Source organism: Aureimonas fodinaquatilis (genome assembly GCF_008369445.1).
Lineage (GTDB): Bacteria > Pseudomonadota > Alphaproteobacteria > Rhizobiales > Rhizobiaceae > Aureimonas > Aureimonas fodinaquatilis.
This window is the reverse complement of sequence record NZ_VTWH01000005.1, coordinates 233,929-254,132: the sequence shown is the minus strand read 5'-3', so window position 1 is coordinate 254,132 and position 20,204 is coordinate 233,929. Positions and strand designations below refer to the sequence as shown.

The following is a 20,204-nucleotide window of genomic DNA, read 5'->3' as shown; positions in this document are numbered from 1 at the left end:
GTCACATAAGGTATCAGGCAGTGGCGCGAAACGGCTTGCCAAGGCAAGCTGGCGCGGCATTCTTGGCGCTGGTTTTTCGCGCCGAGATGAGGGCAAGAACAAGAATTGTTGCAATATAGGGCAGGCTGGTCAGAAACTCTGGCGCAAGGCCAGACCAACCGGCAGCTTTTGCCTGCAATTCCAGAGTGATGACAGCGCCGAACAGGTAGGCGCCCAGCAACAGCCGGTTGGGTTGCCATGCAGCGAACACCACCAGCGCAATGGCAATCCAGCCGCGGCCTGATGTCAGCCTTTCGGCCCACATGGGTGTAAGCACCAGCGAAAAATACGAACCGCCAAGCCCGGCCATGGCCCCGCCAAACAGCACGGCGAAATAGCGCACTTTCAGCACCGGATAGCCGATGGAGTGGGCGGATGTGTCCGACTCTCCCACAGCGCGCAGAACCAGACCGGCGCGGCTGTATTTCAAGAACCAGCCAATGCCGAAGGTCAGCGCCAGCGAGGCGTAGACCAGAGGCGAATAGCCGAACAACACCCGCCAGATCGGATCATTGGCCAGCGCATCCGGAAACACGCTGCCGAAGGCTGGAATGGTCATTCCGACATAATCGGCACCCACAAGTGCGGAAACACCGGTGCCGAATATGGTCAATGCCAACCCCGTTGCCACCTGATTGGCGGTCAGTGTCAGGGTCAGATAGCCGAAGATCAAAGAGGCAGCCGCAGCGGCGACCATTGCCGCCACCGCACCCAGCGCAGGTACTCCGGTGGTCACGGCAACGATAAAGGCGGTAACCGCGCCAATCAGCATCATGCCTTCAACGCCGAGATTCAAAACGCCGGACTTTTCCACCACCAGCTCACCCAGGGCGGCTATCAGAATGGGCGTCGCCGATGCCACAATGGCAACGATGAGCGTAACCGCGAATTCCGGTGTCATGCGCCCGCCCCCTTCTGCGCGGCGTCAGCCGCAGCGTTTATGGGCAAATGCGAGCGTTTGTCGCCCCATGCCAGCCGGTAGCGAATGAAAATGTCGGATGCCAGCAGGAAAAACAGCAGCATGGCCTGAAAAACGCCAATGGCGGCAGAGGGCAGGCCAATGGTGGTCTGCGCACTTTCTCCGCCAACATAGGTGAGCGCAAGAACCAGCGCCGCAGCCACAATGCCAAGCGGGTGCAGACGGCCAAGAAACGCCACGATAATGGCTGTAAAACCATAGCCGGTAGGAAAGGAGGGCACCATCTGGCCAAACGGACCGGAAGCTTCGAAAATTCCTGCCAGACCGGCAAAGCCGCCCCCCGCCAGAAGGCAGAACCATATGATGCGCTTTTCGCGGAAACCGCCATATTTCGCAGCCTGCGGAGCCAGGCCAACCACGCGAATTTCGAACCCGGTCAGCGTGCGCGCCATGATGAACCAGACGGTGAGCGCGGCAGCCAGGGCCAACGGAATTCCAAGATGGATCAGCGTGCCCGGTATAATGGTTGGCAAGGTTTGCGCTGCCGTGAACATGGCTGTCTGCGGAAAATTGAAGCCCATAGGGTCTTTCCACGGACCACGCATCAGATAATACAGAAGCTGGATTGCCGTATAATTCAGCATCAGACTGCTGAGAATTTCATTCACCCCCAGCCGAACACGCAAAAATGCCGGTATGGCGGCATAGGCCATGCCACCCGCCACACCTGCAACAATCATCGCGGGCAATATCCAGAAACCATCCGCGTCCATGGTCAGAAGTGCAACACCGGTGCCGGCAAGGCCGCCCAGAATATACTGCCCCTCGGCTCCGATGTTCCAGATATTGGCGCGAAAGCCAATGGACAAGCCAACGGCGATCAGCGCCAGAGGTGCGGCCTTGACCAGGAGATCCTGCCAGCGATGGGGATTGAGCAAAGGCTTGAAAAAGATTTCACGCACAGCGCCCAGCCCATCATAACCGAGCAGGGAAAACAGCGCCGCACCGGCAAGCAGGGTTGCAACGACGGCCAGAGCTGGCGACAGAAACAGCATGAGACGGGAAGGCGCGAGCCTCGGCTCGAATCTAGGCAGCATCGGCACCGTCCTGAACATGCGTTTCATGCGGACCGTCACCATGCACACCGCCCATCAAAAGCCCAATTTCGTCAATCGACACATCTGCCACAGGCCGCGCCGCTGACAACCGGCCATTGTTGATGACGGCAATTCGGTCGGAAATTTCCAGCAATTCGTCGAGATCCTGACTGATAACAACGACCGAACCCCCACGGCCGACCAGATCCAGCATAGACTGCCGAATGAAACCGGCGGCTCCGGCATCCACGCCCCATGTCGGTTGCGAAACCACCAGAACTGCCGGCTCCTGCATGATTTCCCGGCCCATAATGTATTTTTGCAGATTGCCGCCTGACAGGCTGCCCGCCGCGGCCTGCGGCCCGGTGGCGCGCACAGAGAAACCCTTGATCACATCCCCCGCATAAGCAGCCGCTGCCTTGATGCGCAAAATGCCGCCGGACACCAGCGAGCGGCGCGAGCGGGCCGAAAGAATGGTGTTTTCCGCCAGGGTCATGCCCGGCACAGCCGCATGGCCGTTGCGCTCTTCCGGCACGCTGGCCAGCCCATTCTGCCGCCGCGCAGAAACGCCAGCCGCGGAAATATCCTTGCCGTCCAGCAGAATCGAGCCGGATTGACCAACCATATCCTCGCCGGACAATGCCGATACCAACTCGTTCTGACCATTGCCCGCCACGCCGGCAATGCCAAAAACCTCGCCTGTTCGCACGGAAAAGGTCACGCCCTTCAACGCGGTGCTGAACATGCTTTTGGCAGGCAGCGAAAAATCATTCACCATCAGCCGTTCCGGCCCGAAAATGGTGTTGCCGCGCCCGGACAGATCTTTCAAACTTGCGCCAATCATCATTTCCGCCATGGAGCGCGCCGTTTCCTGACGCGGATCACATGTGGCAACAACGCGCCCGCCGCGCAAAATGGTGGCGGAGGAGCACAATTCCCGGATTTCATCCAGCTTGTGCGAAATGTACAGGATCGAGCAGCCCTCATCGCGCAACTGCCGCAGGGTCTTGAACAGCCCCTCCACCTCCTGCGGTGTCAGAACCGATGTCGGCTCGTCCATAATCAGCAGTTTCGGCTTGCCCAGCAAGGCGCGCACAATTTCAATACGCTGACGCTCACCCACCGACAAAGTGTACACATCGCGGTGCGGGTCCAGCGTCAGGCCATAGGCCTGCATGACCTGCCGAATGCGCGCCTCAAGCTCGCGGCGGGGGGGAGGCTCATCCATGCCAAGCGCAATGTTTTCAAGCACTGTCATGGCTTCAAACAGGCAGAAGTGCTGGAAAACCATGCCGATGCCAAGCGCACGGGCCTGGCGGGGTGATGCAATTTCCACAATCTGGCCGTCAAACGCCACCTGCCCGGAATCTGCACGCTGTACGCCATAGATGATCTTGACCAGCGTGGATTTTCCCGCGCCATTTTCACCCAGAAGCGCGTGAATTTCCCCCGGCTGCACGGCGAAGGACACGTCGCTGTTGGCGATAACACCGGGATAGGCTTTGGTGATATCCGTGAGTTCGAGCCGTGGTGGCATTGCGCTCCCATTGTCTGATTCGACCAGTTTGCCAACCACTGGATGGTGGATTATTGCATCGTCTATGGGCATGTGCAAAGCCTGTGCATCCGCTTTTCACCATGTGTTCCGATCACTTCAACCAAAAGTTCTGCTGCGGTTAATGCAGCGATGACCTCTGGCCGTTTGTCACGCAATTTTGCCCCGCCGATTGGCAATATCAGCCTTTCAAATCCCGCTTCTGCATTCATATCGCGCAGATAGCGGCGAAACCGCTCGCGCTTTGTGGCAGAGCCGATCATGCCGACATAAGGGCTGTCAGGCCGGGCCAGCGCCGCAGCGGCAATATGAAAGTCCAGTGCATGATCGTGCGTCACAACCACAAATGATGTTGCAGGGGGTGCATTTCTGACCTCAACCTCTGGCAGGGCCGAGGCAACCCCTAACACATTGGCAGGCAGACCTTCCAGCAAAGCGGGGCGGGTATCCACAACCGTTGTTTTGAATGGCAGTGCCGCCAATGCCGCCGCCAATGCATGTCCCGTGTGGCCCGCACCAAATATGAAAACCGGTGCGAAGTCCTGTTCCAACTCTTCTTCCGCAGCGCTCAGGGCTTCCAGAACAGCCGCATCGGCCCGGCAGAATGACAGAACCACCCGCCCGCCGCAGCATTGGCCAATGGCCGGGCCAAGTGCGATATCCCGCTGTGAACGACTTTCACCACATGTCAGAAGCCGGCGCGCTTCCAGAATGGCTTCCATTTCCAGAGCGCCCCCGCCAATTGTGCCTTTGGCACTTGTCGCCAACACCAGCATGTTGGTGCCGCGGTCGCGCGGGGTAGAGCCTTGCGCATCCTCAACGGTAACAAGAATTGCCGCCTGCCCCGCCCGCAAACAATCCGCCAGCGCAACAGACAGTTTCATGCTGCACCTCGCACAGCCTGCACCGCCCGCAAAATCCGCTCCGGTGTGGCAGGAGCGTCCAGTTCCGGAAAGTTCTTGTAGCCACCTGCCGCCAGCACGGCATCCGCCAGCGCAGAAAACACCGATAGCGCCAGCATGAATGGCGGCTCACCCACCGCCTTGGAGCGGTGAATGGTGGCAGCGCGGTTACGGCCCTTTTCCCAAAGGCGCAGCCGCAAATCATCCGGCCGGTCATTGGCCGTCGGAATTTTATAGGTGGAGGGAGCATGTGTGCGCAGCCGCCCTTTCGCGTCCCACCACAATTCTTCCATGGTCAGCCAGCCCATGCCCTGAACGAACCCGCCTTCAATCTGGCCAAGGTCCAGGGCCGGGTTCAGAGATCGCCCGACATCGTGCAGAATATCGGCCCGCAGCAGGCGATTTTCACCGGTCAGCGTGTCAATCACCACCTCTGAACACGCTGCGCCATAAGCAAAATAATAAAAGGGCGTGCCGGATGCAGCCGCCCGGTCATAGTGAATGTCCGGCGTTGCGTAAAAACCGGTGGAAGACAGTGAAACCCGCGCCAGGTAGGCCTCTGCAATCAGATCATTGAAACTGACCGCCGTTGACCCGATCTGCACCCGCCCGGGCAAAAACGCCACGTCCTCTGTGGTAACGCCGTATCGCGACACGGCATAGTCCACCAGCCGCTGCTTGATAATGCGCGCTGCGGCCTGTGCGGCCATTCCGTTGAGGTCAGACCCGGACGAGGCAGCCGTGGCAGAGGTGTTCGGAACTTTGCCGGTGCTGGTGGCAGTAATTCTGACGCGGTCCACATCAATCTGAAACTCTTCCGCCACCACCTGCGCAACTTTGGTGAACAGGCCCTGCCCCATTTCCGTGCCGCCATGGTTCAGCAGCACCGAGCCATCCTTGTACACATGCACCAGCGCCCCCGCCTGATTGAGGTGGCTGGTGGTGAAGGAAATGCCAAACTTGACCGGCGTCAGGGCCAGCCCTTTCTTCAGCACGACATTCTGCTGATTGAAGGTCTGAACCGCCTCTCGCCGCGCCCGATAGTCAGACGAGAGTTCGAGTTCCTCGACAATTTCGCCGATAACACTATCGGTGACCGGCATGTGATAGGGCGTTATGCCCGACCCATCTTCCGGGTAAAAATTGCGCTTGCGAACATCCAGCGGATCAATGCCCAGATTATGGCCGATCCTGTCCATCGCCCGTTCGATGGCCACCATGCCCTGCGGCCCGCCGAAGCCGCGAAAGGCGGTGTTGGAAACCGTGTGGGTTTTCAGACGCCGCGAATGAATATGCGCTGCAGGCAGGTGATAGGCATTGTCAGCATGAAACATGGCCCGGTCCGCAATCGCTGCGGACAGGTCGCTGGAATAGCCGCAGCGAACAAAATGCTGCAACTCGGTTGCCAGAATTCGCCCTTGAGCATCATGCCCGACATCATATTCAGCCAGCATTTCATGGCGTTTGCCGGTCATTTCCATATCATCATCACGGTCCAGCCGGCATTTGACCGGGCAACCGGTCAGGCTGGCCGCCAGGGCCGCAACACTTGCCAGAAGCGCGGGCTGGCTTTCCTTGCCGCCAAATCCGCCGCCCATGCGCCGCACCTCCACCACGACGCTGTGTTCGGCAATGCCAAGCGCGCGGGCAACATTGTGCTGCACTTCGGATGGATGCTGTGTGGATGAGCGCACCAGCATGTCACCATTGTCCTGCGGGATAGCGTAGGCAATCTGCCCTTCCAGATAGAAGTGGTCCTGACCGCCGGTTTCCACCCGCCCACGCAGCCGATGCGGCGCTTTCGCCAGTTCTGCCGTCGCATCCCCCAGCCGCATTGTGTGCGGCGGCAGCAGGTCTTTGCCAATGGCATCTGCCAGTTGCAAGGCCGCCTCAAGGTCAATCGCCGCTGGCTGTTCTTCATAGGCAATGTCTGCCAGCCCGGCCGCCGCGCGCGCCTGTGCAAGTGTTGTGGCAACAACAGCAAACAAGGGCTGGCCAACATAGTCGACGCGCCCGTCAGCGAAAATCGGATCATCGCCAAACACCGGCGAGTAATCGTTTTCACCGGGAATATCGGCCGCTGTCATGACCGCATGCACGCCTTTTGCTGCGCGAACAGCACTCAATTCCATGCCCTGCACCAGCGCATGCGCCTTTTGCGACATGGCAAGGTAGATGTGCAGGGTTCCGGGCAGTTCCGGTTCATCGTCAACATAGCGCGCCAGCCCGCTGACATGCAGCGGAGCGCTGTCATGCGGAATGGCAGCGCCAACGCCGCCCGCCAGACTGGCCCGAAATGCAGGTCCATGCTTATCCAGCGCATCGGGGCTGATGGTGCCGGCCTCGCCTCTGTCCTGAATCCGCGTTTCATCCATCATGCCACCTCGGCAATTCTGGTCGGTACTCCCGCCAATTCCATCTGAAACCGCTGCAAGCAGTTGCCCGCAACCGTCAGTCGGTAATTCGCACTTGCCCGCATATCACTCAGCGGTTGAAAGTCTGCCGCCAATGCGGCCTGAGCGGCGGCAACCGCCGCGTTGTCGAAAACCCGGCCGATCAACGCCGCCTCGGCATTTCTGGCGCGGCGCGGCGTGCCCGCCATGCCGCCAAAAGCCAGTGTGACATCCGAAACGACATCACCATCCAGTCTTAAGCGAAATGCCGCAAGAACCGCCGAAATATCCGAGTCCATTCTTTTGGAGATTTTGTAACAGGCAAAACGCTCATCAAGCTCCAGTTCCGGCACTTCCACTGCCGCCACAAACTCGCCGGGGGCACGGTCCTGCTTGCCATAGTCGATGAAAAACTCTTCCAGCAGAAGCTGGCGCGCCTCATCGCCAGAGCGAAGATGCAATGTTGCACCCAGCGCAATCAGTGCGGGCGGCAAATCGCCAATTGGCGAACCATTGGCAATATTGCCGCCGATTGTGCCGCAATTGCGCACCTGAGAGCCGGCAAATCGCCGCATCAACTCATCCAGCGCCGGGTGAATAAGGGCCAGTCGCGGCCGCGCCTCTTCATGCGTTACCGCCGCCCCGAAAAAGACAGAGCCGCCACCCTCTTCAACAAAGCGAAGATCTTCCACGCGGGAAATATCAATCAGCACGGGCAAGGCGCGATGCTGCTTGGTAACCCAAAGGCCAACATCGCTGGCGCCCGCTACCAGAACCGCGTCTGGCGCAGCGGCATATAGATCCGCAAGGTCATCGACATTTTCCGGCGAATGCCAGACGCCTTCTGCGGTTTCATAGGTGAATGTACCCGTGCCGCGAATGTCGGCCAGCCTTTGTGCCAAAGCGGCATCGGAAACGCGGCTGTCGGCACGCTCAACCTCGGCAAGCGCCAGCCCTGCGTCGATAATCGGGCCATAACCGGTGCATCGGCACAGATTGCCCGAAATCGCATCTTTCACTGATTGCCGGTCACTGAGCGCGCCATTTAGCCAGGAGGCCTGCAACTGCATGACAAAGCCGGGCGTGCAAAAACCGCATTGGCTGGCATGGTGGTCCACCATTGCCATTTGCAGCGGGTTCAACACACCGTCCTGTGCAAGCGCCTCCACCGTTTCCACCGCACGGCCATGCAATGCTGGCACAAACAGAATGCATGCGTTAACAGCCCTGCGGCGCAAACCGCCCATGCCGTCAGGTTCGGACAGAAGCACCGTGCAAGCGCCGCAATCTCCCTCGGCACAGCCTTCCTTTGCGCCGGTCAACCGCTCCTGATAGCGCAGATAGTTCAGAACCGTGGTTGTGGGCGCCGCGCCGTCAATCGTGCGTTCCTGACCATTAAGTAAAAATCGGATCTGCGCCATGCATCAGCTCCCACGGTAGGTGGAATAGCCATAGGGGGACAAGAGCAGCGGCACGTGATAATGCCCCATGCCGGATACGCCAAACCGCACAACAATCTCATCCAGAAACAATGGCTCCGGCAGATCCTCGTTCTGCCTTCGCAGGTAATCGCCCGCATCGAACACCAGCTCATAAAAACCGGCGACAAAATCTTCCCCGGCCAGAAGCGGCTTGTCCACCCGGCCATCGCTGTTGGTAACGGCTTCCGTTACAAGCTCGTGGCGCCCTTCTACCAGCCGGAATAGAGATATTCCCAGATTTGCTGCGGGTGCGCCCCGCGCAGTGTCCAGAACGTGAGTTGTTAACCTGCCAGCCCCGGAATCTGCCTGATTCATGAAACGCACTTTCAGTTGTCTTCATTTATAACATAGAGCAGTCTGCACACGTCTCCGACCATTCGTCCAGAGTGGTTTACAATGATTCCAGACCCGACGCAGACCGGCAAAATATCGCAGCAGAGGAATTGATGACCAAATCCGTTCGCTACCCTCGTGATCTGCGCGGCTATGGCCGCACAACGCCTGATCCCCGTTGGCCCGGGCAGGCGAAAATCTGTGTGCAGTTCGTCATCAATTATGAAGAAGGGGGCGAAAACAGCATTCTGCACGGTGACGCGGCGTCAGAGGCGTTTCTGTCAGAGATTGTCGGGGCACAACCATGGCCGGGCCAGCGGCACATGAACATGGAATCGATTTATGAATATGGCGCAAGAGCCGGGTTCTGGCGCTTATGGCGCATGTTCACAGCGCGCAACCTGCCGGTCACAGTTTACGGCGTTGCAACGGCTCTGGAAAAATCTCCTGAACAGGTGGCAGCCATGCAGGAGGCAGGCTGGGAAATTGCATCGCACGGGCTGAAATGGATCGACTATCGCGATTTCACAATGGAAGCGGAGCGCGCCGACATGCTGGCCGCCATTGCCCTGCACACCGCCGTTACCGGTGAGGCACCAAAGGGCTGGTATACCGGCCGTTCCTCACCCCACACAATAGAACTGACCGCAGAACAAGGCTTTGCCTATTCATCCGATGTGTATGCCGACGACCTGCCTTACTGGCAGGAAACGCGCTCCGGCCCGCTGCTGATGCTGCCCTATACGCTGGATTCCAATGATATGCGCTTTGCCGCCGCGCAGGGCTTCAACTCTGGCGACCAGTTTTTCAGCTATCTCAAAGACAGTTTTGACACGCTTTACGCCGAGGGCGCGGCAGGCGCGCCAAAAATGTTGAACATCGGTCTGCATTGCCGGCTCGTTGGTCGCCCTGGCCGCGCTGCATCATTGGCGCGCTTCATCGACTATGTGCTGACGCATGACAAAGTGTGGGTGGCCAGGCGTATCGACATCGCCAATCATTGGCGAACGCATTTTCCCTACAAACCCGGTCTGATGCCCAGCCACATGGAGCGCCCAGTTTTTCTGTCGCTGTTTGGCGGCGTGTTTGAGCACTCGTCCTTTATTGCCGAGCGCGCCTACGACAAGGGCCTTCTGGACAGCCATGACACGGCCACGGGGCTTGCCAGCGGGCTGACAATCCAGTTTCGACTGGCCAGCGAGGCCGAGCGGCTTGGCATATTGCAGGCCCACCCTGACCTGGCCGGGCGGCTGGCACTGGCGAATGTTTTGACCGCAGACTCCAGAAGCGAGCAGGCGTCAGCCGGTCTGGACCAGTTGACGCCGGAAGAGCTGACTGAATTCACCGAGCTTAACAGCCAGTATCAGCACAAGTTCGGCTTCCCGTTCATCATTGCCGTGCGTGGCTTGAACAAACAGAGCATTCTTGAGGCGTTTCGCCAGCGGGTTGGCAACACGCGCGAGGTCGAGTTTGCACAGGCATGTGCACAGGTGGAGAAAATTGCCCGGCTGCGCATCAATGCAATATTTGCGACCGAGTAACTGCGTTACTCTTTCGCGCCGGTGCACGAAATTGGCTTGGCGTCCTTGTCTGCCATTTCGTCATAAAGATCGGCATCATTGCCTTTAACCCACCAGATGTATGGGCCGGAAGCATAACGCGCGCCAGAACCGGAAATGACGTTGACGAAAATGCGCTGTGAATCACCGGTCTGAACCACGGCGAGGCTGTTTTCCTCAGAGTTGTAGTAACTCACATCCCGAGCCTGATCGTCGCTGCACTGATAGGTCTGGCGAATTTCTTCCACTTCGCCTGGCAGTGGCAATTGAGTGGTGGCAGCCGCCGCTGCGCCGGTTCCAGCCAGAATGGCCATTCCAATCATAAAAGCTCGCATATCTTATCCCTGCATTTGCTCTGATGTGATACTATATGGAAAGTCTGAGATGATCATCGATCAACTCTAAAACTCTGTCTTTGCGCTTTAGCGCATTGCCCTGCCGTTGGAACGATTCCGTTTCAACGAGAAATACTTCAGACTGGAACCAGAAGGAACCAGCGCCATGTCAAACCGCGTTTTTGCAATTCTGGCCCTGGTAGCTCCTTTGGCTATGTCCGGCCCGGCCATCGCCCAGATTTATGCACCAGGCCCGATTGCACCGCCTGCACAGTCGGCAGCCGGAATGCGCATTGACGGCGCGCCGTCAATCAATCGGGGTGTGGATATTTCGTCGCCCAATCTTGATGGCGATACGCCGGAAAAGCGCGCCTATGGCCGAGCCTATGACGACAGTTATCTGCGCCAGAATATTCCGCGGCCAAGGCTCGGAACCCCAATGGAATTGCGGGCAACTCAGGGCCGTTCAACGTTGAACAGCGTCAATTCCGGTTATTTCGCAAGGTCCGGCCCTGCCGCTATCGGCAGCAGCAATGTAACACGCCCCTCGCTTGGTGGGCGTCGCACTCCCGGGCGTGCAATTATCGTAGATTGACATGCAGGGCTTCCCATTCAAACAAAAGCAATGCATTCTCAATCAAACAACCCTTGGATGAGCGGTGTTACGATGAAATTGCCCATGCTTCTGCCCGGTATAATGATGGGCCTCGCTCTGCTGGTGACAGCGCCCGTAATGGCGCAGGACGCAAGCCCGATTGGACCTCCTGGCGACAACAACATGCCTGCCCCCAATGCCACACCAGGCTCGGGGGTATTTGTCATCGACGATCTTTCCACTGGCTCCGAATATATCGGTGGCAACCCCGGTGAGTTATATCCGATGCCACGTTTGCACATCGGCGTGCAGCTCGACGCGATCCGCTCGGCGATGAATGCCATGTCCAACGCCACGCCAAAGCCCGACGGCAGCTAAAGCATACCGGTTGACCCGGAAGCGTTTTGACGGCCAGACACGGCATTAAGGCAGTGAGTTGGATAGCTTCAGGCCGTGCAATGATGACCTGAAGCGGTCTATTCAACGGGCAACAAAACCTCGCCCTTACCCAGAACAGCCATATCGCCGGAAAAGCGCCGCATCCGCATGGGGAACTGCCAGGCGCCGCTGATCGACTTCGCCAGCATCGGCAGAAACAGAAATTCTCCCGGGCCATTGTCCACGAAGGTGGCTGTCAAAGCCAGATGCATTTGCGTGACGATTATGGTGCCGCGCTTCATCAATTGCCCGGTTCCGACACCCGGCGCATGCGCCAGCACCAGAGTTCCGGCAATCATCCGCGCGCCTGCATAATCGCCAGCCACGCCCGCAATGCTGATAACGCCCCGGCGCAACCTGTCACCCGCACGCTGCCCGGCATTGCCGCCAACCGATATTTCACCGCCAGTCATTCCGGCCATTTCGCCCGCCATTGGCCCGCCTAGGTTATCCCCCGCATCGCCGCCGATGGTGATCAGGCCGTCGCTCATGCCCGAACCGGCAAAGGGCCCCGCGTTGCCGTGTATATGCAAATGTCCGCCCGTCATGCGGCGTCCGGCCAGTTGCCCGACATCACCTTCAACATGAAGGGTTCCGGCAGCCATCCCCTCGCCCACCCGGTCGTACAAAGAAGAACCACCGGCCAGTAGCATGGCCTCACAATCACCCATGGCAATGGCAAAAACGTCGCCAGCCAAAAGTTTGCGCCTTGTGGTGCCAACGGGAAGATGCGCAATTTCGCTTTCACTCAATCCCGCAAGATTTTGCGGAACAAAATGTGAGAGGTCCAGCCGTTCCGGTGGCTCACCTCGCAAGGTCAGGGTCAAACGGCTCACGGCAGCAACTCCCTGAGGTGGAAATGATGCGGCCCAAGCTTGCCGCCGTAATTGCCTGCTGAAACCCGCACGGCCCCGCTCTGCGGTCCAAGCGCAACAATGGCTTCAAGCCCCGCGCGCATGGCGCTGGCAACCCGCTCGGCAGTCAGCCCGTCGATGACGATTTCCAGCACCGACTCAATATTCGCGCTGAGCGCCGTTGTCGTGGCTCCTTTCAGCACCGGGCAATAGGCATCGTTGGTTGATGCAATCATGCCCTTGTATTTGCCGCCGATTTTGGAACCAGAGCGCACGATGCCACCGGGAAACGGCATGATGCAGCCTTCAACGGTCAAAATGGCATCCCGCGCGGCTTCGGCAGCGCAGAGGGTTTTGGCCGCTGTCTCGCCCATGATCAGGAGGTTGCCGCCGCCCACCGCCTGTTTGGTCAGGCCCGTTGTCGCCTCGCACAGAAACTCGCCGTCCATGACCGGCAACCGCCAGAAATGCCGCCCGCCAAATTTTTTGGAAACCTGCCAGCCATCGGCGAAATAGCGGATGGCATTGCCCAGCGGCAAGGGTGCCTCGCCTTCCAACCCGGCAAAACAGGCAGAGCCGGGGCTGGTGAGTATGCATTGCCCCAGCCGCACTGCCAGTTGCTTTTCCAGACTTTTCGTGTCCATGGCAAACAGCAATATGCGCAGGCCGGGCCTGCCATCTGGCGTTTCATCCGGTTGCAAAAGCCGGTCCACGCCGGCCTCACAGCCACAGGCTATGACCGATGTTGCAAAGCCGGCAAAGGAACGCGCCGCTTCCAGCGCCCAGTCATGGCTGGATGCCGTGACCACCAGCGCGGTGCCGCGCATTGGAAATGCCTCGGCAAATGTATCATCAATGGTTACGCCATTTCGAACAGTTGCGCTCATGATGCCGCCTCAAGCACATCATCCCCCAAGGCAGATTTTGTGACTTCAAACCATGCCAGCGGCAGGCCAAATTTCTGCTCGTGAAAGGCCTCCAGCCGCTTCACCATGGCTGGGTCCCGCGGGGGAGATAGCGCCAGCGTGCGCCCGCGCCGTCGATGCACGACCGCGCCATCGCGCACGACAACTTCGCCATTTTTGACCACACAGGCCGCACGGGCAAACAATGCGGCAATGTCGGCCTGGGGCTGGTAAACCGCAATATCCGCCAGAGCCCCGGCAGCAAGATGGCCGCGATCCGCCACGCCCAACAAGCGCGCAGGTGCGGCCCGTGTCATCGTGGCAATTTCGGTGAGGCTGTATTCGCGGCCAAGCTCGCCAAGGGCAGTGCGTTTCTGCACAGCGTCAGGCAGACCGGCCAGCCATTCCTGTCGTAAATCCCGGCTCATCAGCAGAGCGAACAGGTCGGGATAGGCGGTGAATGGCGCGCCGTTGGGATGATCCGTCGTGAAAAACACCCGCCATGGATCATTGATGAGCAAAAACAGCTCCAGCCCGATCGCCCATTGCAGTGCGTTGTAGTAGCTCGCCTTTCGATAATTCATCGGCACAACGCCGCCGCCATTGGCATCGCCATCCAGGAGGATGCTTTTGTGTGGGCGAGCCAAAGCGCTGCCCGCGAACTGCCGCAGCTCGTCAGATGAAATGGTGACCGTTGGCCCGAACATCACCTGCCCAATATCCACGGTAATTTCCGGCGTAGTGTTGACCTTTTCGGCAATTCGCGCTGCCGCCGAGGAAAAGCCGCGCGACCCTTCTGTGCCGTAACCATAAAACTGGATATGGGCCAGATGCATGGGCGAACCTTCCGCCGCCGCCATGGTTGCCATGACCGCGTCCTGCCCTGCACCGGGAACGCCAAGATTGTTGCAATGAACATGCAGGGGATGGGCAATTCCCAGCCGCTCGACACTGCCCTGCAACGCCTTGACAATCTGCCGCGACGTCAGGCCGTAGCCAGGCACCTCATCATCGAAGCTGAAGGCGCGCACATTGGCTTTAAACGCGGCTGAACCGCCGGCATTGATGCATTTGACACCCAGCGCCTGCGCGGCAGAAACCTGCCAGGCGACATAGTCATCAATTTCGTTGTTGCTCGCCTTGTCTCGCAACAGAGAAAGCAGAAATTCGTCATTGCCCAGAACCACAAGACAGGCACGGTCAATGATCGGAATATCTGCCAGTTCCAGATGTGCGTGCAGCGCGCTGGACGGGCCCGTGGCGGGTTCCACCACCAGCGTGAAACCCATCTGCGCATAACGCAGGCCGGTTTCGCCTGTGGTCCAGCCAATTTGCGCCAGCGGTGTCAGCGGCGGTCGGGGCTGGTGCGCGGGGTGGAATTCCGGCAGCAGCAAACGCGCTGTGTTGACATGGCCGCCTGCTATATGCGCGTGAATGTCAATCGCCCCAGCCATGACAATCTGGCCAGTGCAATCAACCACCGTGTCGGGTGTTCCGGTCAGGCTGGCAACGATGCGGCCATCCTCCACCATCAGATCGGCAATCTCGTCGCGTCCATTTGCGGGGTCGATGACCCGCCCGCCTGTGAGCAACAACCGCATCACACAGCCTCCATCTGTCTGGCCGGCAGAAGGTTGGCAATCTCATGCAACAGAGAATTCAGCTCCGGCAAAGACGCTGGCTCCCGCGGCCCTGCGGCAAAGCTGGCCAGTTCCCGGCGATATTGCACACTGCCGGGCTGCAAATCCTGGCAGTGCAGCACGACAGTGGCGGCGTTCGCCTGCGGCGCTGCTGCAAGCAAAATATCGGCCCGCCGGGGCAACATGCCTGCCGCGATCGAAACAATCAGATCGCATTCGCCAGTGGCAGCCAATCGGTCGCCGGCAAAAGCCCACGGGTCGTGCCGCGCATCGCCACTGGCAAAGCCAACGCGCAGCGGAAATCCCGTGGCATAGGTTGCAACCAACGCTGACGAATAGGCCTGATCGGCCTGGAAAACCGGCATCGCCGTGAAGCGAGCGACCTTGTTCAAATCCATGACCAGACCCATTGCCATTTCATGGCCAATCGCGTCCGTTTCCGGCACTGACCAGATGGCCGCGCCAAAATCGCCGGTTTCGAGAAATGTCTTGAGCCGTTCAACCTCGCCCTGTGCGAATGGGCCAACGCCATGTGGCCGCCCTGACAACGCAGCCCGCAAAATGCCAAGCGCTTCTGTCAGCCGGTCCTGCGGGCAGGCAATGCAATGCACATCCACTCCAGAGCCGAAATCCGGCAGCATGTTCGGCGGCCCAATCCAGAACGCTGTACGCTGCGGCAAACCATTTGCCAGAAACGCCGGAAGCTCTTGCCAGTGTGTTAGTGCGTCCGCACCAATCAGCAACAGACGTCCGGCGCGACGCCGCACTTCCGCCGGCACCCCGGAAATCATGCCGCACTCTCGCAGGGCGGACAAAAATGGAAACAATTGAGCCGAATTTGCATGGTCGACCACGCCGCCGCAACGCCCTGCCAGCGCAATGGCCGCGCGGCAGGCGGGCACATCCACGGCGCCCAGCAGGAGAAGCGGCTGGCGGGCCTGTGACAACATCGACGCTGCCAGCGATAACGCCCCGTCGAGCGCAGCGGCTGTACCCTCAATATAAGCCTTGCCCAAACGACCCGCTTTCTGGCACCCGCATGTTTTTAGCCCGATCCAGTACAGCTTTTAAAGCGAAAACCATGCTGCACTGCAATGTTGTCAATACCTCTTGGCTCACAGGTTGTTTTGCAACATACTGCGAACGGGCACGCGATTGCAGGAGCACTCGTGAAAACACAAGTCGTTCGCGTTACAGCGCCCGCCCGCCTGCATCTGGGCTTTCTGGACCTGAATGGCGGTTTAGGCCGAAAATTCGGTGGAATTGGCCTTGCTTTGGCAGAGCCGCAAACGCGTCTGACGCTGAAATTTTCCGAGCATGGCCGAACGCAGGTGACCGGTTCCCAGGCAAATCGCGCTGAAAATTACCTGACTAAGATGGCGGCATCCCTGCAACTGGAAGGCGCATATGCCCTGCATGTCGAGGAAGCATTGCCGGCCCATGCCGGGTTGGGTTCCGGCACACAGATGGCGCTTTCAGTTGCGCAGGCACTGCGCCGCCTTCACCATTTGCCGTTGAATGCGGCAGAGGACGCGATGGTGCTGGAGCGCGGAGCGCGATCTGGCCTTGGTGCAGCGTTTTTTCGCACCGGCGGGCTTCTGGTCGATGGTGGCAGAGGTCCCGATACACGATTGCCGCCAATCATTGCTGCTCAGGATTTTCCATCCGACTGGCGGGTCATTCTGGTGCTGGACCATGGTTCAACTGGCGTCCATGGCGCCAAGGAAATTGCCGCATTTGCGACGCTTCCCCGCTTTCCTGAAAGTGCAGCCCAGACAATCTGCCGCTTGACGCTGATGCAGCTTCTGCCTGCGCTGGCAGAACAGGACATTGCCGCCTTTGGCAGTGCCGTGTTTGATATTCAGCGACTGGCAGGAGCCTATTTCGCTCCGGCGCAAGGCGGCGTTTTTGCCAGTGCCCGCGTGGCGCAGACAATGGGCAGACTGGACGCACTGGGCGCTTTTGGCAGCGGCCAGAGCTCGTGGGGGCCAACCGGCTTTGCCTTTGCTCCCAGCCAGAAGATCGCGCAAAACTGGGTGGACACCTTGCTGAGGGAATCCCACGCGGAAAATCTTGAGATTCGAATTGTTTCAGGCCGCAGCAGCGGCGCAAGCGTTGAAACCCTGCCCCAACTGACTCCGGCTTGAGTGTTTCGGTTAAGGACCATTCCATGAGTGAGAAAAAGATTCTTCATATGCTGACGCCGCATCGGCATATCAGCCCGTTCGACGTGAACATGGCCGCGGACGCAGGATTCGAGGTGATAATCCCTTACGAACAGGTTGAGCTTGCCGATGTGGAAGACCTTGTGCAGGACGCAATTTTTTCCCGCCCACCCAAATGGGGTGTTTCCACCAGCCTGTTTATCGGCGGCAATGATGCGGTGCTGGCGCTGGATATGATGGATGCAGCACGCAAGGCCATGGTGCCGCCCTTTGCCATCAATGTTTTTGCCGATCCGTCCGGGTCATTCACAACCGCGGCCGCTATGGTGGCCTGTGTGGAAAAGCAGTTGAAGACACAGACCGGGCGCACGCTGGATCAGGCCCGCATCGCTGTGTTTGGCGCAACGGGCGTTGTTGGCTATTGCTCAGCCGTCATTGCCGCGCTTGAGGGCGCCAGGGTGACGCTGGCGGGGCATGACGGGGTGACGCGCGTTGCTGGCCGTGCCGAGGAAATGCGCCAACGTTTCAAAGCGGATGTACACGCAGCCAGCGCGGCCAATGCGGACGAAAAATCCGCCATCCTGAAAGATGCCGATATCGTGCTGACAGCCGCCAAAGCAGGCATTCGGGTGCTTTCTGCCGCAGAGCTGGCCAGCGCGCCCGACCTTCTGGTGGCCGCAGATGTCAATGCCGTACCGCCCAGCGGGATTGAAGGGGTGGAGGCCACGGATGATGGCAAGGAACTGCCAGGCACCAAAGCCGTCGGCATTGGAGCGCTGGCGATTGGCAATATAAAATATAAAACCGAATCAGGCCTGTTTCGCCGGATGATTAAAACGGACAAGCCGCTGGTTCTGGATTTTCGTGATGCATTTGCCTTTGCCAGAGGCATTGTCGGCCAGAAATGACGCGTCCTTCCGTTCTTATTGCTGCATTTTCGGCGCGACAGATTGCCCGCTCGGCCCAATTGGCCGGCTATGACGCGCTGGCCGTCGATTTTTTCAACGACCTTGACCTGGGGCAGTATTGCGCCGTCAGCGCCTTGCTGACCGGCCATTACCCAGACGGATTTGACGCGCAAGCGCTGCTGGACACGTTGGAAAAGCTGGCGCTTGGCAGGGAGCCACTGGGCTTTGTCTATGGTGCGGGGTTTGAGGACCGGCCGGATTTGCTGGATGCAATCGGCCAGCGCTGGCCGATTCTGGGCAATTGCGCCAACACCGTTCGGCAGTTGAAAGACCCCGCTGCCTTTGCCCTTTTGTGCAGGCAAGCCGGCATTGCTCATCCGCCAACCGCGCTGGCGCCACCCCGACCAGCCACTGGTTGGCTGGCCAAAAAAATGGGCGGATCAGGCGGCAGCCACATTGTGCCAGCGGAAACTGTCAAGGATGCCAACGGCTATTACTTTCAGCCGATTTTACCGGGTGAAAAGATTTCGCTCGGATTGATCGGCATGGGCCGTCACATATCGCCGCTTGGGTTAACGCGGCAATGGAACCAGCCAATTGCAGAGGCTCCCTACCGCTATGGCGGCGCGCTTGGCCCGCTGAACCTGCCCCAGGAAAATGAATTGGTTGCCGCTGTTGCAGCCATTGCGCAGTCCATGCCGCTTCTGGGCCTGTGCAGCGCAGACTTTCTGATCACCGAGGGCCAACCGCCTGTGCTTCTGGAAATCAACCCGCGGGCGGGTGCAACGCTGGATGTGTTTGAAAATGCCGAGTATCCGTTGTTTCAACGGCATATGGCTGCCTTTCATGGCAAGGGTACAGCATTCCCAGCACCCATCGGCCCCCGCCGCGCCAGCGGACTGCTGTGGGCAGAACAGCCCATCATTGTGCCGCAGAATTTCATGTGGCCGGAATGGGCGGCAGATCTGCCACGCCCCGGCGCAGGAATTGCGTCGGGAGAGCCGGTTTGCACCATTGTTGCAGAGGCCACAGGTGCGGACTGCGACGAACGCCAGCTCTATCAACTGTTTACCGAACGGCAGGTGACTTTGCTTGCCGCCCTGCAAAGGAGCGCAGCATGAGCAACGGCCATTACTCGGTAAACCGCGGCGTTGAGGCCCTGATTGACCGCATGCGGCAGGACGCCAGCCAATTGCGGATTGGCCTTGGCGAAGGTGCCGAGGGTGAAAAGCTGGTTGATGCCGGGGCGAGCGTTCTTGGCAGTATAGAGGCCGGGCGTCGGCTGGCGGAAATTTGCCTGGGCGGCTTGGCCGACGTTACTCTGGATGCGGCCAGCAGCGTCAGCAAATTTCCGTTTGGCGTGACTGTTCGCACATCCAGCCCGGTACTGGCATGCCTTGCCAGCCAGTATGCCGGTTGGCAATTGACCAGCGATGCTGGTGCCAAGCCTTATTTTTCCATGGGTTCCGGCCCGGCCCGCGCTTTGGCCCGCCGCGAAACCCTGTTTGAGGACCTCGGCTACCGGGATGAAAGCGACACTGCCGCGCTGGTTCTGGAAACGGCCAGCCCCCCGCCTGCCGATCTGGTGCGGCGCATTTGTCAGGATTGCGGCGTAGAGCCCGTTAACCTGACCATTCTTTACGCGCCCACACAAAGCCTTGCGGGCATGGTGCAAATTGTTGCCAGGGTGGTGGAGGTGGCTCTGCACAAGGCCCACGAACTCGGGTTTGAGCTGGCAAATATAGTGGAAGGCATTGGCACTGCGCCGCTTCCCCCGCCCCATCCCGATTTCATCACCGCAATGGGCCGCACCAATGATGCAGTAATTTATGGCGGCCGGGTTTGCCTGCATGTGACGGGTCCGGCATCTGAAGCCGAGCGGCTGGCGCAGAATCTACCAAGCAGCCAGTGCAAGGATTATGGCCGGCCGTTCGCCGAAATCTTCCGGCAATACAAGGGCGATTTTTACCAGATTGATCCAAGCTTGTTTTCGCCTTCGCAGGTTGCCGTCGTAGCACTGGAAACAGGTGAAATCTTTCATTCGGGCGCTATCAATGACAGCCTGATCGACGCTTCGTTTGGATAA

The 20,204-nt window shown here is 59.1% G+C and carries 19 protein-coding genes; 7 read left to right on the top strand and 12 right to left on the bottom strand.

The annotated features are described in order from the left end of the window. Window positions 1–13: 13 nt before the first annotated feature. The 7 genes from FPY71_RS17335 to uraH all read right to left on the bottom strand — a co-directional run bounded on the left by FPY71_RS17335 (window position 14) and on the right by uraH (window position 8,701). Window positions 14–940: an ABC transporter permease gene (locus tag FPY71_RS17335; protein WP_149301582.1), complete on the bottom strand. Its 927-nt coding sequence runs from the start codon at window positions 938–940 to the stop codon at window positions 14–16. Continuing rightward, a complete protein-coding gene (locus FPY71_RS17330; protein ID WP_149301581.1) occupies window positions 937–2,055 on the bottom strand; it encodes an ABC transporter permease in 1,119 nt (372 codons plus the stop codon). Before FPY71_RS17330 ends, FPY71_RS17335 begins: the two co-directional genes overlap by 4 nt. Continuing rightward, on the bottom strand, window positions 2,045–3,592 hold the full coding sequence (locus FPY71_RS17325; RefSeq protein ID WP_149301580.1) for an ABC transporter ATP-binding protein: 1,548 nt from the start codon (window positions 3,590–3,592) through the stop codon (window positions 2,045–2,047). Before FPY71_RS17325 ends, FPY71_RS17330 begins: the two co-directional genes overlap by 11 nt. A 62-nt stretch (window positions 3,593–3,654) precedes the next feature. Continuing rightward, window positions 3,655–4,494 carry a xanthine dehydrogenase accessory protein XdhC gene (gene xdhC / locus FPY71_RS17320; protein ID WP_149301579.1) on the bottom strand — a complete coding sequence of 280 codons (840 nt, stop codon included), beginning with the start codon at window positions 4,492–4,494 and terminating at the stop codon, window positions 3,655–3,657. Continuing rightward, a complete protein-coding gene (gene xdhB / locus FPY71_RS17315) occupies window positions 4,491–6,887 on the bottom strand; it encodes a xanthine dehydrogenase molybdopterin binding subunit (protein ID WP_149301613.1) in 2,397 nt (798 codons plus the stop codon). The genes xdhC and xdhB overlap by 4 nt, the downstream gene beginning before the upstream one ends. Further along, on the bottom strand, window positions 6,887–8,326 hold the full coding sequence (gene xdhA / locus FPY71_RS17310; protein ID WP_149301578.1) for a xanthine dehydrogenase small subunit: 1,440 nt from the start codon (window positions 8,324–8,326) through the stop codon (window positions 6,887–6,889). Before xdhA ends, xdhB begins: the two co-directional genes overlap by 1 nt. Before the next feature lie 3 nt (window positions 8,327–8,329). After that, window positions 8,330–8,701 carry a hydroxyisourate hydrolase gene (gene uraH / locus FPY71_RS17305; RefSeq protein ID WP_149301577.1) on the bottom strand — a complete coding sequence of 124 codons (372 nt, stop codon included), beginning with the start codon at window positions 8,699–8,701 and terminating at the stop codon, window positions 8,330–8,332. 131 nt (window positions 8,702–8,832) lie between these two features. Between uraH and puuE the strand changes: the two genes are divergently transcribed. Next, the gene (puuE, locus tag FPY71_RS17300) at window positions 8,833–10,260 is read left to right on the top strand and encodes an allantoinase PuuE (protein WP_149301576.1); all 1,428 of its coding nucleotides are present in this window, start codon (window positions 8,833–8,835) and stop codon (window positions 10,258–10,260) included. Between the two features lie 5 nt (window positions 10,261–10,265). Here the strand turns inward: puuE and FPY71_RS17295 are convergent, their stop codons facing one another. Next, on the bottom strand, window positions 10,266–10,613 hold the full coding sequence (locus FPY71_RS17295) for an MliC family protein (protein ID WP_149301575.1): 348 nt from the start codon (window positions 10,611–10,613) through the stop codon (window positions 10,266–10,268). A 166-nt stretch (window positions 10,614–10,779) separates the two neighbouring features. Here FPY71_RS17295 and FPY71_RS17290 point away from each other — a divergent pair, with 166 nt between their 5' ends. Both FPY71_RS17290 and FPY71_RS17285 read left to right on the top strand, forming a co-directional pair. After that, window positions 10,780–11,208, top strand: coding sequence for a hypothetical protein (locus FPY71_RS17290; RefSeq protein ID WP_149301574.1), 429 nt, complete (start codon window positions 10,780–10,782; stop codon window positions 11,206–11,208). A gap of 72 nt (window positions 11,209–11,280) precedes the next feature. Next, window positions 11,281–11,586: a hypothetical protein gene (locus FPY71_RS17285; RefSeq protein WP_149301573.1), complete on the top strand. Its 306-nt coding sequence runs from the start codon at window positions 11,281–11,283 to the stop codon at window positions 11,584–11,586. Window positions 11,587–11,684: 98 nt separating this feature from the next. On the opposite strand, the gene FPY71_RS17280 is transcribed toward FPY71_RS17285, so the two are convergent. The 4 genes from FPY71_RS17280 to FPY71_RS17265 are packed head-to-tail and all read right to left on the bottom strand — an operon-like array spanning window position 11,685 to window position 16,061. Next, complete coding sequence (locus FPY71_RS17280; RefSeq protein ID WP_149301572.1) at window positions 11,685–12,482, bottom strand: formylmethanofuran dehydrogenase subunit C; 798 nt, start codon at window positions 12,480–12,482, stop codon at window positions 11,685–11,687. Continuing rightward, window positions 12,479–13,387, bottom strand: coding sequence for a formylmethanofuran--tetrahydromethanopterin N-formyltransferase (fhcD, locus tag FPY71_RS17275; protein WP_149301571.1), 909 nt, complete (start codon window positions 13,385–13,387; stop codon window positions 12,479–12,481). Before fhcD ends, FPY71_RS17280 begins: the two co-directional genes overlap by 4 nt. Beyond that, entirely contained in the window at window positions 13,384–15,006 is a 1,623-nt protein-coding gene (locus tag FPY71_RS17270; protein WP_149301570.1) for a formylmethanofuran dehydrogenase subunit A, read from the bottom strand. The genes fhcD and FPY71_RS17270 overlap by 4 nt, the downstream gene beginning before the upstream one ends. After that, a complete protein-coding gene (locus FPY71_RS17265) occupies window positions 15,006–16,061 on the bottom strand; it encodes a molybdopterin-binding domain-containing protein (RefSeq protein ID WP_149301569.1) in 1,056 nt (351 codons plus the stop codon). The genes FPY71_RS17270 and FPY71_RS17265 overlap by 1 nt, the downstream gene beginning before the upstream one ends. Window positions 16,062–16,214: 153 nt before the next feature. Here FPY71_RS17265 and FPY71_RS17260 point away from each other — a divergent pair, with 153 nt between their 5' ends. Genes FPY71_RS17260 through mch form a run of 4 tightly spaced genes read left to right on the top strand, consistent with a single transcriptional unit; the run spans window position 16,215 to window position 20,204 of the window. Continuing rightward, window positions 16,215–17,192 carry a beta-ribofuranosylaminobenzene 5'-phosphate synthase family protein gene (locus FPY71_RS17260; protein WP_246160687.1) on the top strand — a complete coding sequence of 326 codons (978 nt, stop codon included), beginning with the start codon at window positions 16,215–16,217 and terminating at the stop codon, window positions 17,190–17,192. A 23-nt stretch (window positions 17,193–17,215) separates the two neighbouring features. Further along, window positions 17,216–18,118 carry an NAD(P)-dependent methylenetetrahydromethanopterin dehydrogenase gene (locus FPY71_RS17255; RefSeq protein ID WP_149301567.1) on the top strand — a complete coding sequence of 301 codons (903 nt, stop codon included), beginning with the start codon at window positions 17,216–17,218 and terminating at the stop codon, window positions 18,116–18,118. Then, window positions 18,115–19,239, top strand: coding sequence for an ATP-grasp domain-containing protein (locus tag FPY71_RS17250; RefSeq protein WP_149301566.1), 1,125 nt, complete (start codon window positions 18,115–18,117; stop codon window positions 19,237–19,239). Before FPY71_RS17255 ends, FPY71_RS17250 begins: the two co-directional genes overlap by 4 nt. Then, a complete protein-coding gene (gene mch, locus FPY71_RS17245) occupies window positions 19,236–20,204 on the top strand; it encodes a methenyltetrahydromethanopterin cyclohydrolase (protein WP_149301565.1) in 969 nt (322 codons plus the stop codon). The genes FPY71_RS17250 and mch overlap by 4 nt, the downstream gene beginning before the upstream one ends.

What these genes read in the sequence shown, in the direction of transcription:
- FPY71_RS17335 (WP_149301582.1), bottom strand. Translation starts at nt 940, where the DNA reads ATGACACCGGAATTCGCGGTTACGCTCATCGTTGCCATTGTGGCATCG.
- FPY71_RS17330 (WP_149301581.1), bottom strand. Translation starts at nt 2,055, where the DNA reads ATGCTGCCTAGATTCGAGCCGAGGCTCGCGCCTTCCCGTCTCATGCTG.
- FPY71_RS17325 (WP_149301580.1), bottom strand. Translation starts at nt 3,592, where the DNA reads ATGCCACCACGGCTCGAACTCACGGATATCACCAAAGCCTATCCCGGT.
- xdhC (WP_149301579.1), bottom strand. Translation starts at nt 4,494, where the DNA reads ATGAAACTGTCTGTTGCGCTGGCGGATTGTTTGCGGGCGGGGCAGGCG.
- xdhB (WP_149301613.1), bottom strand. Translation starts at nt 6,887, where the DNA reads ATGGATGAAACGCGGATTCAGGACAGAGGCGAGGCCGGCACCATCAGC.
- xdhA (WP_149301578.1), bottom strand. Translation starts at nt 8,326, where the DNA reads ATGGCGCAGATCCGATTTTTACTTAATGGTCAGGAACGCACGATTGAC.
- uraH (WP_149301577.1), bottom strand. Translation starts at nt 8,701, where the DNA reads ATGAATCAGGCAGATTCCGGGGCTGGCAGGTTAACAACTCACGTTCTG.
- puuE (WP_149301576.1), top strand. Translation starts at nt 8,833, where the DNA reads ATGACCAAATCCGTTCGCTACCCTCGTGATCTGCGCGGCTATGGCCGC.
- FPY71_RS17295 (WP_149301575.1), bottom strand. Translation starts at nt 10,613, where the DNA reads ATGCGAGCTTTTATGATTGGAATGGCCATTCTGGCTGGAACCGGCGCA.
- FPY71_RS17290 (WP_149301574.1), top strand. Translation starts at nt 10,780, where the DNA reads ATGTCAAACCGCGTTTTTGCAATTCTGGCCCTGGTAGCTCCTTTGGCT.
- FPY71_RS17285 (WP_149301573.1), top strand. Translation starts at nt 11,281, where the DNA reads ATGAAATTGCCCATGCTTCTGCCCGGTATAATGATGGGCCTCGCTCTG.
- fhcD (WP_149301571.1), bottom strand. Translation starts at nt 13,387, where the DNA reads ATGAGCGCAACTGTTCGAAATGGCGTAACCATTGATGATACATTTGCC.
- FPY71_RS17270 (WP_149301570.1), bottom strand. Translation starts at nt 15,006, where the DNA reads ATGCGGTTGTTGCTCACAGGCGGGCGGGTCATCGACCCCGCAAATGGA.
- FPY71_RS17255 (WP_149301567.1), top strand. Translation starts at nt 17,216, where the DNA reads ATGAGTGAGAAAAAGATTCTTCATATGCTGACGCCGCATCGGCATATC.
- FPY71_RS17250 (WP_149301566.1), top strand. Translation starts at nt 18,115, where the DNA reads ATGACGCGTCCTTCCGTTCTTATTGCTGCATTTTCGGCGCGACAGATT.
- mch (WP_149301565.1), top strand. Translation starts at nt 19,236, where the DNA reads ATGAGCAACGGCCATTACTCGGTAAACCGCGGCGTTGAGGCCCTGATT.